Consider the following 13,409-nt stretch of genomic DNA (forward strand, 5'->3'; position numbering starts at 1 on the left):
TTATCCTATTATTGTACACCTATTTTCTGAAAAAGAATTTTATTTAGTAAAAAATTCACGTATTGCTTGTTTATTTTTTTCAAAGTCTACCGCTAAAACTAAACCAACCCCACTTATTCTCTCATCTTGATAAGATCCATCAACCGGAATCCTTAATGTTTCAATATCACGATTCTTCGAAGAAATGAATTCTTTACCAATATACAGAATATCCGTTGTAGCCATATTCGTATTGACAAAAGGTGTCATCACTCCGACTAATTTTGGGAGCTTCGCTACTGTTTGAAAACTCATCAATTGATCAGCCAAAGCTTTCATAGTCTTTTGCTGGCGTTCAACCCTGCCGAAATCACCAATGGCATCATGACGAAAACGGACATAGCCAAGAAGATGTTCCCCATCAAGCCTTTGTAAACCAGGCTCAAGCTGTACGCCAATATTAGTAGACATGGCCTTTTCAACTTCAATTTCTACCCCTTTTGGAAATGCTTCATCTATTAGATGTACGAATCCCTGAAAGTCAACAATCGAATAATATTGAAGGTCAATATCAAAATTCTCTTTGATCGTTTGCCTTAATAGTTCTGGACCGCCTAAAGCAAAGGCAGCATTAATCCTATGTTTGCCATGACCCGGAATATCCACATACGTATCCCTCATAATAGATAGTAATTTATATGTCCCTCTCTCCGGATGATATTGGGCAACCATTATTGTATCTGCTCTTGAATTTTCTTTTCCTCGAGCGTCACTCCCTAAAAGAAGAATGCTTGTCCCGCCATACGGATCTTTATCACCGTTAAATTCATACTCTATTGCTTTGCTAGTTACTTTGCCTTTTGATTGTGAAACCCCTTGTTTAAATTGATAATAGGAATATGCCATGGTTCCAGCAAATAATAGGAAAAGAATAAGGACGAATGTCTTCCATTTCTTTCTTTTTGGTTTTTTATGTTGATATCTTTCAGCTCTCATATTTAAAATTCCTTCCTGCTTTTTTTAGGATAATAACCTTCAACAATATATGACTACTTATTTAGTAAAAAAGTTTCTTTTTGATTACTGGTATTTCTTGTATACCTCATTATCTCCATAAATATCCAATAATTGCAATTGAAGAATGAAAAAGAAATACGGAAGCGCCTTCGGAACAATCAAAGAGCCAATTGTTCCTGCGAAGATTATGCTAAGGTGCTTTCCTTTGTGCTCACCCCCGACAAGCACAAGACAAGACTCACGGAAAGGTTGTTCTTTACCTTTCTGGGGGGCTTGGCTTGTGACCTCGAGGTCGACAAAAGCGCGACGTCCTGTCGCATTGTCGACACTAGTACGTCCTGTACGTCGGGGGTAGCGCTCCTCCTATAAGCTACCGCTTATACTCGTGCGATGCCTATGCTGCCGAAGAGTTCCTTGTGGAGCTAGACAAGAATAATACCGCAAACCTATAAGGCTTGCGGTATCGCTCCTATTTCAAATATTCATTAAACCAGCCTGCAATGTAGTTTAAGCGGCTAATTCGCAAATTAGGTTTTCCACTTCTTGAAAGCTCATGATTGGCTTCAGGAAAGCGAATGAATTTAGCTGTTTTTTTCCTGTCCTTTAAGGCAATAAATAATTGCTCCGCCTGTTCGATCGGACAGCGGTAATCCTTTTCGCTATGAAGGATAAGGAGCGGTGTTTCCATCTTATCCACATAGGCAAGCGGAGAATGCTTCCATAAAGTTTGAATATCATTCAAACTGCTTTTAATTTGCCAATCCGTGAAATAATAGCCAATATCACTTACACCATAAAAACTAATCCAGTTTGAAATGGAACGCTGTGTCACAGCAGCCTTAAAGCGGTTCGTATGCCCGATAATCCAGTTCGTCATAAAGCCGCCATAGCTGCCGCCTGTTACGCCTAGGCGATTCTCATCAATAAAATTAAAGTTTGCGATCGCATAGTCAACCGCATCCATAATATCCTCGTAATCTTTCCCGCCATAATCACCTCGTACTGCATCAACAAACCGCTGGCCATACCCATGGCTCCCTCTTGGGTTTATATACAATACTGCATAACCTTGCGCTGCCAAACATTGAAACTCATGAAAATACGTATTCGCATACATCGCATGCGGACCACCGTGAATTTCAAGAATTAAAGGAACCTTGTCCCCTTCTTTGAAAGGAACTGGTTTCATGATCCACCCGTGTAAATCCCATTGGTCTGAAGATACAAATTCAATTGGCTCTGCCTCCGCAAGGATGATTTCTTGCAAAAATGCTTCATTGACGTTTGTCAGCTGCTCCCTTTCACCTGATGTTACATGCAGCAAGTATAAATCTCCCGGATGCGATGGCTTGCTTATAGCTACAACTGCACGGTCAACTTTTCCGCCAGTGGAAAGTCCATATACATGCTGAGCATCAAGCAAAGCCGGGTATAGCTCTCCTTCCAGTGTTCCGTAATAAACAACCGTATTGCCATGATCTGTAGCTAAGAAATAGAAGCTATGATTATCCTCTCCCCACAGAATGCCTGGCGTAACTGCCCCCTGCTGGAAATCCCCAATTGCATAATCACCAATTAGCAAATCAGAATCCTTTGTTAAACAATCAAGCTTTTCAGCTTCCATGTCATAAATCCAAATTTTCGAGAGTGTTGCATTTTTATATTCTCTCTCATGTCCTAGCATCCCAATGTATTTGCCATTAGGAGACCATGTCGCACTGCCGAAGTATCCTGTACTTTCTGTCAGCTTTCTTGCTTCTTTTGTTTCTGCGTGAATGAGGTATACATCACTCAAGAAGGACTGATCCTTTTCAACACTTAAATCAGCAGTAACCGTCACATATTTCCCGTCAGGCGACCATGATTGCAGCTGATAGTCATGCTCACCTGATGTAAGCAGACCTTTTTCCTCTGTACGAATATCAACAATCGCTACCTGTGTGTAGTTCCCTTCCCAAAATCCATAGGCATCTGATTTATATTTCATTTTATCCACTTCAAGCGGAACAGGCTTTTTATCCTTTTTTTCTTCGCTTTTATTGGACGATGATAAAGATTCGCCATTTTTTAATGCTGCATTAAAGGCAATTCTTGTCCCATCAGGCGACCAGACAGGGTTCGCTGCACCATTTGGGCATTTGGTTAATTGTCTGGCCTCCCCGCCTTTTACATCTAATACATAGATTTGGCCCTTGCCGCTTCGGTCTGATATAAACGCTATCTTCTGCCCATCTGGAGACCATCTAGGTGAATGGTTTCGAGTTTCACCAAACGTCCATTGAACAGGCTTATTTTTTTCATTTACATTTATGTAGTATAAATGTGAGGAATATTTATTCTCCTCTTCCAGCATCATTGTTTCAACAAAAACACAATCCCTTCCATTGCTCGCCAGTTGTGGATCTGCTACTGATTTTAATTGGTAAAGATCTTCCGCTTGTATGGCCCGTTTTTCTGTCATTATTCGTCATCCTTCCTTATGTATGATCTTTTTTATTTCGACAATAGAATTAATTTCCCTGCTCCTCTTTACCTTCATTTAAAAAATATCGAATATTTTTTGAGCAAAGGGAAAAATATCGGCAATTCCGACAAAGAATGCCTCTTGCAATCGAAATCGTTTATCTGTAAAATTAGAACAAACGTTCTCTTTTTTGTTTTTGAATTTATAAAGGAGGAAGGGAATATGACAAGAATACCTGAGGAAGATCGCAACATACTGGAGCAAGCTATTTATTTACCAATGGTGCTGACTATTTTGAATCGTGATCTGACTGTCATAAATAATAGCTCGTTCAAACTCCCGCAGCCTTATTTAAATTTAGTTGAGGAAACAATGAAGGTTATTCAAAAAGAATTGGCAGCAGTCAAACTCTATATGAGCAAAAATAAGCTTAAGGTACAGCAGCTGAAGCGGGATGAAGCTTTTACGATGTTCCTATTTCTTTATAAAGGTTATGAAGAACAGCACAATTACTTCAACCCACGTATTCGCAATAAAGTACAAGAGCTGATGGATTATTATTTATATAAGCGGCATATGAGCAGCTACTTAAAGAGCCAGAAAGACAAAAGAAGTGAAGGACGAGTGTAAGACATATCTCCTTAGCCTTTAAAACCTCTAATTCGATATTTGCTTGCCCTTTCTGATGCACCTATACTTCTTGTCCCATTTAAAAAGTACAATGCTTTCCTTTCTGATTCTTCAATTCTGCTGATTAGCGTTGTTCTTAAAAGTGCCGTTCTTAAAACCTGATTGTTAAAGGAATTGAAAGATACCGGTAAAATTTTAGATTGTTTATTTTTGAATATCACCTCGGTATTGCCCCTATCGACACGGTGGTATGAAAGAATATGCTCAGATGAAATCCATATGCATTGTGAGTTGCTCGCTGAAGTAGTTGGAAAAAAATAAATGAAGTTTGTGGGGTCAATAGTAATTGGTGCTTTGTGGGTAATTCCAGTTAATTGACGGGTCCCTTCTTTGCGGCCCTCGTAGCTAGAACCAAAAAAAGTACAGCTCTTTTTAATAATATCAATCGGTTTAAATGGTGATACAAACTCATCCTCCAGCTCCCAAATTTGCGAATAAATCTTAGAACCGTATGCCAGTGGCATAACAGCCATCGTATTCGGGTTAATTTCATATTCATCAATTAGAGAGGATATTTCGCGGCCATTCATTTCTTCAACTCCCCTATATAATAGTCCACCTCATCATAACAGGTTTGTAGTAAAAATATTCTTTTTCTTCTAAATGTTACTAATTTGTTCAAAAACTCCACAAAAAATATTTTCAAAAAATTCAAAATTAAGTTGAATAAATCATGGTAACTCCATATACTAGTAAAAAGCATTGAGGTGATTTTCATGAATGAAAAATCATACACAGAGCTGATGAAAAAAAGCGCCATGAAAAAGAAGAAACTGAAGGAATCTTTTGTTTTAGATCTTTACATTGACATGCTGCTTTCGGAAATTTTACTCAAAAAAGAAAGATCAAAGCTGATGAAAGAAATCGATGAAGCGATTGATACAGAAAATAAACCAGCATTTATTCATTTATCTAAACAATATAAGGAACTTTCTAAACGATTCGGCACTTAGCTCCTATCAATTCATCCCTCGCGATTCACGCGGGGGATTTGTTTTTTCGAGTAATTTTGCAAGCAAAAAAGCGAGCAGCAACTAAGTGCTTACTCGCTTCCTTTCGCTTTCTGTTTTACTTCATATTCCTCAAGCATCGAGATCCGTTCGAGCATCGTTGGGTGTCCGTAGCGAAAAATTTTCACGAGCAGCGGCGGGTTCACTTGACTTAAACCTGCGCGGGTCAATTCTTGAAATGTGCCGATTGCAGCCTCAGTATCTTTCGTCATTTCGATCGCATATTTATCTGCACGCGATTCCTGATAGCGTGAAACGAAATTGGACAAGGGGCTTGAGATAAATAACAGCATGGAAAGAATCATTAAGAACAACGGAAGAGAACGAATGTCATTTACCGCTGGGATCTTAAGGGCTTTCCCCCATTTGCCAATTACATATTCCATAATCCTCGCTGTTAAATAAAGCCCAACTAGTGATAGAAGCAAGTAACCGGCAATTCCAAAGTAAATATGCTTTTCAACATAATGAGCCATTTCATGCGCCATAATAAATAAAATTTGATCGTCATTCAACCGATTTAATGTTGTATCCCAAAGAACAATTCTCGAATTAGAGCCAATTCCATTTACATATGCATTGAGGGAGTTCGTTTTTTCCGCCATATTCACTTCAAATACATGTTCGGCAGGAATGTTTGCTTTAGAAGCTAATTCTAAAATTTTTGCTTCAAGCTCCTTATTTTTCAATGGATAAAAATCATTGTAAAGCGGGTCGATAACAACTGGCTGAAGAAACATCATGAACAAAGTAAAAGGGACGGAAAGCAGCCATGCATAGAGCCACCATCTTTTCTGGCTTTTATTAATGAGCCAGTAAAGAACGCCGACAATAATGATCATCATCCCAAAGTTAATCCAGAAATCAATAAGCTCATCCTTCATCCAGCTGCTGAAGCTTTGCGTTGAAATATTATAACTTTTCGAAAGAGAATAACTAATATAACTAAGCGGAGCTGTCGCAGCAAACGCAAAGAGCGAAAGCCAGAAAAGATAAATAGCAGACTGGACAAACTTCCATTTAGTAGACTGCCCTGCCCACTTATTAAAGGCATTTCCCAGTCCAAGCAGCAGGACAAATAAATAAAATAACCATTCAAAAGGCGTCGAAAGGAAAAACAACAAATTTCTTATTTTTGAATATTCCTCACTTAGCATAAGCTCTCTTCCGTTTAAAAAGGTAGCAGGATCGGCCCTTGTGCCTTCATACTCAAACTGCAGACTTGTATCGGCAAAATGAAATAAATACCAATAAAAAAATAGCCCATATATGACATAAGCTAGAATTCCGTAAAAGCCAATTTTTCTCGCCATTCCACTCCCCCCAATTTGTACAGCCTTTCAATATTTAGTTTAGTATAAAAAAACATATTTAGAACTACTTGTCTACTGAAATCAGTTGCTCACTTTATAGTTTGTACGATTTTTTACATAGCAAACATTAAAGAGAATCTACTTTAAACGCATGTAAATGTCGGTCTGCTTAATTTCACTACGCTTGTTATTACTTCGTACATAAAGGCTTGTTCAATTAATCAGACCGACAATTTATCTTTCATATAAAAAACCGGTTTTCACGGAAAACCGGTTTTGCATTACATAATAAATGAGTAGACTGATAATACAGCTATTGCACCTAATACGACAACAATAACATTTGCTCCTAGATAAGCAACAAGAAAAGCGGCAGCAGCGCCAAGTATTCCAAACCATATATCCTCTTGAATAAACAATACACCAGGAAAAATAAGGGCACCTAAAGTAGCAGATGGAACATTCTTTAATACGCCCTGAAGAAACGGAGGCAGCTCCTTTCCTTTAAAAAGAACAAACGGCAGCATTCTCGGAATATAGGTGACCGCGCCCATTCCAAGAATCATCCAGACGATTTGGCTACTCATGTCCCTCCCTCCTTTGCTTCTTCTTTAATCCTTCAATAAACTCAACCATAACGGCAGATAGAAGAGTAGCAGCAACAATGGCCCATCCAGATGATAAAGCATTGGATAACGTAAAAATCGTGTTAAAGCAAGCGGCAAGAGCAGCAAGGCAAACGACCTTGAAGCTTTTTTTCATGGATGGAACGAGTAAACCGATAAACATTGCATAGAGGGCAACTGACATGCTTTCCTGTAATGTTTGCGGCAAGCTAGCTCCAATTAAGAAGCCAACTCCTGAACAAACGACCCAGCTCACATATGAAATAAAATTTAATCCAAACATATATCCGGTTGTAACTGTTCCTTCCTTCATCGCAGCAACAGAAAAAGTTTCATCTGTTATCCCAAAAGAATAAATAGCTTTATTAACAAGATGGTCGTCTTCACTTTTTTCATTCAATGCAGTTGACATAAGGAAATGCCGAATATTTACAATAAATGTAGTTAAAATGATTTCAAATATCCCCGTCCCAAGGGTTAGTAAGCTTAACGAGATATATTGGGAGGCTCCAGCAAAAACTACTAAGCTCATAAGCACTGTTTCTCCGATTGAAAGACCTGTCGTTTTAGCTAACAGTCCGAACGTCAATGCAATTGGAGCATAGCCTATTGCAATGCTAATCCCTGCTTGAAACCCTTTCCTAAATTCTGATGGAGCCTTATTTACTGCGAGTTCCGTCAATGAAGCCACCGCCTCTTCCATCTGAAATTTCAAATAATTAGTTTTAAAAGTCTACTATAATAGTTATAATAGATAGTATAATACACGATTAATTAGTTATATTATACATATGTGCGTTATAATAAACAACCATTCCGGAGGAAATAATGGAGAATATTCAAAAAAATATTGGAGTCAACCTAAGGAATATTCGTAAAACAAGAGGATATAGTTTGGATACTGCTGCTGATGTTACAGGAGTCAGCAAGGCCATGCTAGGTCAAATAGAGCGCGGGGAATCCAATCCAACCGTCACAACATTATGGAAAATTGCGACAGGACTTCAAGTCTCTTTTTCTTCTTTAATTAGTGAAAAGCCTTCAGAAGTTCTTCATGTTGATTTACAGTCTATTTCACCAATTATCGAATGTAATGGAAATTATCGGGTATATCCAACTTTTCCATTTGACCCGCGAAAGAAGTTCGAAATATTTATCGTAGAAATCGAACCAGGCTGTCAGCATACAGCGGATAAACATAATGAGGGGGTAGAGGAATACGTTACCGTCATGAGCGGCAAACTCGAAATGCATATCGGTGAGCAGAAAATCCGAATCGAGCAAGGGAACTCACTCCGTTTCTTAGCAAACAAAGCACATACATATAAAAATAGTGGAACAGAGGGTATAAGACTTCAGGTGGTCATGTATTATCCATAATATAAAGGCATATCACGGGTCGTGTGATATGCCTTTATATTATGAAAAAACAAATGTTTGCGGTTTGTCTAGCACTTTTTCAAATAAGTACTGCTTTATCACTGCTCAACTTTTCTCCGCGAATCTGTTGGAATTCCTCTAAAAGCTTTTCAATTGTTAAATTTTGTTTTTGTACTTCATTTGCATGAAAAATTAACTGCCCTTTATCCATCATGATCAAACGGTTCCCTAGATCCAATGCCTGCTGCATATTATGAGTCACCATCAGAGTGGTAAGCTGATAGGTCTTCACAATTTCTTTCGTTAGCGCAGTAATCAGTTCTGCACGAGCGGGATCAAGGGCTGCAGTATGTTCATCAAGAAGAAGGATTTTCGGCTCAGTAAATGTCGCCATTAATAAAGACAGCGCCTGTCTTTCTCCGCCTGATAATAAACCAACCTTTGCCTGCAGGCGATTTTCCAATCCGAGATGAAGCGATTCAAGCTTTTCCTGAAAAAAGCTTCTCCTCGCTTTCGTCACACCTTTTTTAAATCCCCGGGAGGCTGTTCTTGAAAAGGCAATGGCGAGATTTTCTTCGATTGTCATAGCCGGTGCAGTACCCGCCATCGGATCCTGAAAGACGCGCCCAATTAATCTAGACCGTTTATGCTCTTTTACCGCCGTGACATCTTTCCCATCAATGATTACTTCTCCTAAATCTGGCGTCATCTTTCCCGAAATTAGATTCATAAGTGTTGACTTACCTGCACCATTACTGCCGATTACGGTCATGAAGTCGCCAGGTTTTAAGTGCAGTTCCATATTTTTTAAAGCCATTTTTTCATCAGGTGTTCCTTCATTAAAGACTTTATGAATCTGTTTTAATTGCAGCAAGCTGTTCACCACCCTCATAAGCTTTTTGAACTGCCCGGCGCTTTTTCCGCTGTCTTTCCCTTTGCTTTTCAAGAATTTTAGGGATGATTAGCGCACATACAACAATTATTGCAGTTATAAGCTTCATATCTCCAGCTTCAAGAAATTCAACCCGAAGTGCTGCTGTAACAATGATCCGATACAAAATAGCACCGCCAATGACAGCCAATGTTGCCCTAACAATCGTTTTGGCTCCGAAAATTGCTTCACCAATAATGACTGAGGCAAGACCGATAACTATCATACCGATTCCCATCCCAACATCACTAAACCCGTTATACTGCGCAACTAAAGCACCTGAAAATGCAACAAGTGCATTGGAAAGGCCAAGACCCATGATCTTCAGTAAATCGGTATCCGCAGAAAAGCTGCGAATCATCGTCTCATTATTTCCAGTTGCGCGAATCGCAAGACCGATATCTGTTTTTAAAAATAGATCGATGATTACTTTAACTATAAAAACTAGAATTAGCATGAAGATAAGAATGCCCCATGTATTCGGTACAAAGCCTGCAGCTGAAAATAATGCTTGCAGCGTGTCATCCAATCCGAGACTCTTCCAAAAGGCTGTTAATTTTGTCATTACCGTCTCTTCGGCAAGTAGGGGAACATTTGATTTCCCCATTATTCGTAAATTAATAGAATACAAGGCAATCATCATAAGAATTCCTGATAAAAGCGGATTTATCTTTCCCTTCGTATGAAGAAGCCCTGTAATGCAGCCTGCTGCAAATCCGGAAAGTATGGCTGCAAGCGTCGCAACAAATGGGTCTGTCCCACCAACAATTAGGACAGCTGCCACAGCTGCGCCTGTTACAAAGCTTCCATCTACAGTTAGATCAGGGAAATCAAGTATTCTGAATGATAGATAAACACCTAATGCCATTAATGCATAGATGGCGCCTGCTTCTATCGAACCAAAAATCGCTGTTGGCATTGTTCTCATCCTTTCTGACTGAAGTGTAAGAATTTTTACTATTTACCTTCGAAAAATTCTGCGATTTCTGCCCATTCTTCTTTCACTTCAAGTCCTTGTGCCTCAGCAGCTTTTTTATTAATAACTAGCTTTAAACTTCCAGGCAGCTCGACCGGAATATCAGATACCTTTTTATTTCCTTTTAAAATTTCCGCTGCCATTTTTCCTGTTTGATAGCCAAGATCATGATAGCTAAATCCGCTCGCAGCAATCGCACCCCGTTCCATTGAATCCAATTCACCAACAAATAATGGGATCTTCTCACTATTCGCAACTGAAATAACGGATTCTAGCGCTGATACAACTGTATTATCTGTCGGTACATAGATGGCATCGACCCGTCCGACTAAGGACTCAGCAGCTTGTTTCACCTCTGCTGAAGTGGACACTGACGCTTCAACTACAGTAGCGCCCTTTTCCTCAGCTAGCGACCTTACCTGTTCCACCTGCACCTCAGAATTTTGTTCCCCTGCATTAAAGATAACTCCAATATTTTTTGCTCCTGTCTCTTCAACAATAAACTGAATCGTTTTCGCTGTTCCATCTGGATGGTTATCTGTTGTTCCTGTAATATTGTTTCCTGGTTTATCTAATGCTTCCACTAACCCGGCACCAATCGGATCAGTTACAGAAGTGAAAAGAATTGGAATATCCTTCGTTGCATTTAAAGCACTCACAGCACTTGGCGTTGCATTAGCAAAGATTAAATCAACCTTATCACCAACGAAGTTATTCGCAATCGTCTGTGTATTATTCATATCTCCTTGCGCATTTTGGAAATCATATTCAACATTTTCACCCTCTTTAAACCCTTCATCCTCCAATGCTTTTTTAAATCCTTCTGTTGCTGCATCAAGTGATGGGTGTTCAGCAAATTGGGTTAAGCCAATTTTGTATGTTTTCCCCTTTTCACCATCTGGAGCATTTCCTTCCGTACTTTCACTGCCACATCCACTCAATAGCGTGACACCTACTAAACCAGCTGCTGCCACCAATTTTATTTTCTTTAGCATCATTTATAGCACCCCTTTTATACTTAAACGCTTTTATGCTTTTATTCACTAAATTATAAGTCTATTAATGACAGAAACACAAGTACTTTTTACTATTTTCAAAAAATTATTAAAAATTGCAGCTAAGAGAGCACATGCCTATTCAAAACAATCAAACTATCAAATGTTTCATGGCTACCATTTTTTCTGTAGCTCCTAATTTCGGGCGCTATGAGCGTTTCATAGCTACCTATTTTTCCGCTTCTCTTGATTTCGGGCGTCATGAGCGCTTCATGGCTACCATTTTTTTCACTGCTCCTAATTTCGGGCGTCATGGGCGTTTCATGGCTACCATTTTTTTCACTGCTCCTAATTTCGGGCGCTATGAGCGCTTCATAGATACCTATTTTTCCGCTTCTCCTAATTTCGGGCGTCATGGGCGCTTCATAGATACCTATTTTTTCACTGCTCCTAATTTCGGGCGCTATGAGCGCTTCATAGCTTCCTATTTTTCCGCTTCTCCTAATTTCGGGCGTCATGGGCGCTTCATGGCTACCATTTTTTCTGTAGCTCCTAATTTCGGGCGCTATGAGCGCTTCATAGCTACCTATTTTTCCGATTCACCTAATTTCGGGCGTCATGAGCGCTTCATGGCTACCTATTTTTCCGATTCTCCTGTTTTCGGGCGCTATGAGCGCTTCATAGCTACCTATTTTTCCGATTCACCTAATTTCGGGCGTCATGAGCGCTTCATGGCTACCTATTTTTCCGATTCTCCTGTTTACGGGCGCTATAGGCACTTCATAGCTACCATTTTTTTCACTGCTCCTAATTTCGGGCGCTATGAGCGCTTCATAGCTTCCTATTTTTCCGATTCTCCTAATTTCGGGCGTCATGGGCGCTTCATGGCTACCATTTTTTCTGCTGCTCCTAATTTCGGGCGTCATGGGCGCTTCATAGCTACCTATTTTTTCACTGCTCCTAATTTCGGGCGCTATGAGCGCTTCATAGCTACCTATTTTTCCGCTTCTCCTAATTTCGGGCGTCATGAGCGCTTCATGGCTGCCATTTTTTCTGTAGCTCCTAATTTCGGGCGCTATGAGCGCTTCATAGCTACCTATTTTTCCGATTCTCCTAATTTCGGGCGCTATGAGCGCTTCATAACTACCTATTTTTCCGATTCTCCTAATTTCGGGCGTCATGGGCGCTTCATAGCTACCAATAAAAAAAACACGGCAGCAATGGCCGTGTTCTTATTTTCCTTTAAATTCTGGCTTTCTTTTTTCTGAAAAGGCTTGAAGTGCCTCGATCCGATCTTCTGTCGGAATAATAACTTCGTATGCCTTTCTTTCGATTTGTAAGCCTGTCTGCAAGTCTACATTCATCCCTTGTTTGACCGCAAATTTTGCTTGCTGAAGGGCTAGTGGACCGTTCGCCAGCATTTGTTCGGCAAGCTCAAAGCATGTTTCGATTAGATTTTCCGGATCTGTTATCTTAGTTACTAATCCATAAGTAAATGCTTCTTCTGCACTTAAACGTTTAGCTGTTAAAATTAATTCTAGCGCCTTTGCTTGACCAATTAATCGCGGCAGTCTTTGTGTTCCGCCAGCCCCAGGAATGATTGCTAGGCTCGTTTCTGTTAATCCCATCTTGGCACTTGAAACAGCAATTCGGAAATCACAGGATAATGCAAGTTCCATCCCTCCACCGAATGCGAATCCATTTATCGCAGCAATCGTTGGCTGAGGGAGCTGATCAATAAGTGAAAACACTTCTCCTATCTTATAGATATTTCTGCGTACCTCCACATCTGATAACGTTTTACGTTCCTTCAAATCAGCACCTACACTGAATGCTTTTTCACCTGATCCAGTAAAAATAACAATGCGAACCTCGGGATTCGTACGTAATTTTTCGATAGAATCCTGAAGCTCTGATAAAGTCTCATAGTTAAAAGCATTCAATGCATCTGGGCGATTAATCGTAACCACTGCAATATGCTTTTTCAATTCAACAATGATTGAACTCAAAAATAATCCACTCCCTATT

14 protein-coding genes are annotated in these 13,409 nt (G+C 39.7%); 4 read left to right on the forward strand and 10 right to left on the reverse strand.

The window, feature by feature from the left end; genetic code table 11:
- Positions 1–39: 39 nt before the first annotated feature.
- Positions 40–975: an LCP family protein gene (locus tag C1726_RS03395; RefSeq protein WP_102271877.1), complete on the reverse strand. Its 936-nt coding sequence runs from the start codon at positions 973–975 to the stop codon at positions 40–42.
- Between the two features lie 490 nt (positions 976–1,465).
- The gene (locus tag C1726_RS03400) at positions 1,466–3,457 is read right to left on the reverse strand and encodes a S9 family peptidase (RefSeq protein WP_102271878.1); all 1,992 of its coding nucleotides are present in this window, start codon (positions 3,455–3,457) and stop codon (positions 1,466–1,468) included.
- A gap of 225 nt (positions 3,458–3,682) precedes the next feature.
- On the opposite strand from C1726_RS03400, the gene C1726_RS03405 reads away from it, so the two are divergent.
- Positions 3,683–4,090: a hypothetical protein gene (locus C1726_RS03405; protein ID WP_102271879.1), complete on the forward strand. Its 408-nt coding sequence runs from the start codon at positions 3,683–3,685 to the stop codon at positions 4,088–4,090.
- A gap of 11 nt (positions 4,091–4,101) precedes the next feature.
- Here the strand turns inward: C1726_RS03405 and C1726_RS03410 are convergent, their stop codons facing one another.
- Positions 4,102–4,680, reverse strand: coding sequence for a competence protein ComK (locus C1726_RS03410; RefSeq protein ID WP_102271880.1), 579 nt, complete (start codon positions 4,678–4,680; stop codon positions 4,102–4,104).
- A 186-nt stretch (positions 4,681–4,866) separates the two neighbouring features.
- Here C1726_RS03410 and C1726_RS03415 point away from each other — a divergent pair, with 186 nt between their 5' ends.
- The gene (locus C1726_RS03415) at positions 4,867–5,103 is read left to right on the forward strand and encodes an IDEAL domain-containing protein (protein ID WP_102271881.1); all 237 of its coding nucleotides are present in this window, start codon (positions 4,867–4,869) and stop codon (positions 5,101–5,103) included.
- 89 nt (positions 5,104–5,192) lie between these two features.
- On the opposite strand, the gene C1726_RS03420 is transcribed toward C1726_RS03415, so the two are convergent.
- The 3 genes from C1726_RS03420 to C1726_RS03430 form a co-directional block, all read right to left on the reverse strand.
- Positions 5,193–6,473: a M48 family metallopeptidase gene (locus tag C1726_RS03420; RefSeq protein WP_102271882.1), complete on the reverse strand. Its 1,281-nt coding sequence runs from the start codon at positions 6,471–6,473 to the stop codon at positions 5,193–5,195.
- Between the two features lie 281 nt (positions 6,474–6,754).
- Positions 6,755–7,060 (reverse strand): AzlD domain-containing protein, encoded by a 306-nt coding sequence (locus C1726_RS03425; RefSeq protein WP_102271883.1) that lies wholly within the window; start codon positions 7,058–7,060, stop codon positions 6,755–6,757.
- A complete protein-coding gene (locus C1726_RS03430) occupies positions 7,053–7,781 on the reverse strand; it encodes an AzlC family ABC transporter permease (protein ID WP_102271884.1) in 729 nt (242 codons plus the stop codon). The genes C1726_RS03425 and C1726_RS03430 overlap by 8 nt, the downstream gene beginning before the upstream one ends.
- 146 nt (positions 7,782–7,927) lie before the next feature.
- On the opposite strand from C1726_RS03430, the gene C1726_RS03435 reads away from it, so the two are divergent.
- The gene (locus tag C1726_RS03435) at positions 7,928–8,479 is read left to right on the forward strand and encodes a helix-turn-helix domain-containing protein (protein WP_102271885.1); all 552 of its coding nucleotides are present in this window, start codon (positions 7,928–7,930) and stop codon (positions 8,477–8,479) included.
- Between the two features lie 79 nt (positions 8,480–8,558).
- On the opposite strand, the gene C1726_RS03440 is transcribed toward C1726_RS03435, so the two are convergent.
- From C1726_RS03440 to C1726_RS03450, 3 genes are read right to left on the reverse strand one after another with little or no spacing between them, the layout of a single operon-like run.
- Positions 8,559–9,353 (reverse strand): ABC transporter ATP-binding protein, encoded by a 795-nt coding sequence (locus C1726_RS03440; RefSeq protein WP_102271886.1) that lies wholly within the window; start codon positions 9,351–9,353, stop codon positions 8,559–8,561.
- Positions 9,328–10,329: an ABC transporter permease gene (locus C1726_RS03445; protein ID WP_102271887.1), complete on the reverse strand. Its 1,002-nt coding sequence runs from the start codon at positions 10,327–10,329 to the stop codon at positions 9,328–9,330. The genes C1726_RS03440 and C1726_RS03445 overlap by 26 nt, the downstream gene beginning before the upstream one ends.
- A gap of 38 nt (positions 10,330–10,367) precedes the next feature.
- Positions 10,368–11,381 carry an ABC transporter substrate-binding protein gene (locus C1726_RS03450; protein ID WP_102272347.1) on the reverse strand — a complete coding sequence of 338 codons (1,014 nt, stop codon included), beginning with the start codon at positions 11,379–11,381 and terminating at the stop codon, positions 10,368–10,370.
- 134 nt (positions 11,382–11,515) lie between these two features.
- Here C1726_RS03450 and C1726_RS25860 point away from each other — a divergent pair, with 134 nt between their 5' ends.
- Complete coding sequence (locus C1726_RS25860) at positions 11,516–12,649, forward strand: hypothetical protein (RefSeq protein ID WP_142385052.1); 1,134 nt, start codon at positions 11,516–11,518, stop codon at positions 12,647–12,649.
- Here the strand turns inward: C1726_RS25860 and C1726_RS03465 are convergent.
- A complete protein-coding gene (locus C1726_RS03465) occupies positions 12,614–13,390 on the reverse strand; it encodes an enoyl-CoA hydratase-related protein (protein WP_102271890.1) in 777 nt (258 codons plus the stop codon). The genes C1726_RS25860 and C1726_RS03465 overlap by 36 nt on opposite strands.
- Positions 13,391–13,409: the final 19 nt, after the last annotated feature.

This window comes from Cytobacillus massiliigabonensis (assembly GCF_900199725.1).
GTDB lineage: Bacteria > Bacillota > Bacilli > Bacillales > Cytobacillaceae > Cytobacillus > Cytobacillus massiliigabonensis.

Bases quoted from the DNA above. Each gene is read 5' to 3' on its own strand.
- C1726_RS03445 (WP_102271887.1), bottom strand. From the start codon at position 10,329: ATGCCAACAGCGATTTTTGGTTCGATAGAAGCAGGCGCCATCTATGCA.
- C1726_RS03395 (WP_102271877.1), bottom strand. From the start codon at position 975: ATGAGAGCTGAAAGATATCAACATAAAAAACCAAAAAGAAAGAAATGG.
- C1726_RS03420 (WP_102271882.1), bottom strand. From the start codon at position 6,473: ATGGCGAGAAAAATTGGCTTTTACGGAATTCTAGCTTATGTCATATAT.
- C1726_RS25860 (WP_142385052.1), top strand. From the start codon at position 11,516: ATGCCTATTCAAAACAATCAAACTATCAAATGTTTCATGGCTACCATT.
- C1726_RS03410 (WP_102271880.1), bottom strand. From the start codon at position 4,680: ATGAATGGCCGCGAAATATCCTCTCTAATTGATGAATATGAAATTAAC.
- C1726_RS03400 (WP_102271878.1), bottom strand. From the start codon at position 3,457: ATGACAGAAAAACGGGCCATACAAGCGGAAGATCTTTACCAATTAAAA.
- C1726_RS03425 (WP_102271883.1), bottom strand. From the start codon at position 7,060: ATGAGTAGCCAAATCGTCTGGATGATTCTTGGAATGGGCGCGGTCACC.
- C1726_RS03450 (WP_102272347.1), bottom strand. From the start codon at position 11,381: ATGCTAAAGAAAATAAAATTGGTGGCAGCAGCTGGTTTAGTAGGTGTC.
- C1726_RS03435 (WP_102271885.1), top strand. From the start codon at position 7,928: ATGGAGAATATTCAAAAAAATATTGGAGTCAACCTAAGGAATATTCGT.
- C1726_RS03415 (WP_102271881.1), top strand. From the start codon at position 4,867: ATGAATGAAAAATCATACACAGAGCTGATGAAAAAAAGCGCCATGAAA.
- C1726_RS03405 (WP_102271879.1), top strand. From the start codon at position 3,683: ATGACAAGAATACCTGAGGAAGATCGCAACATACTGGAGCAAGCTATT.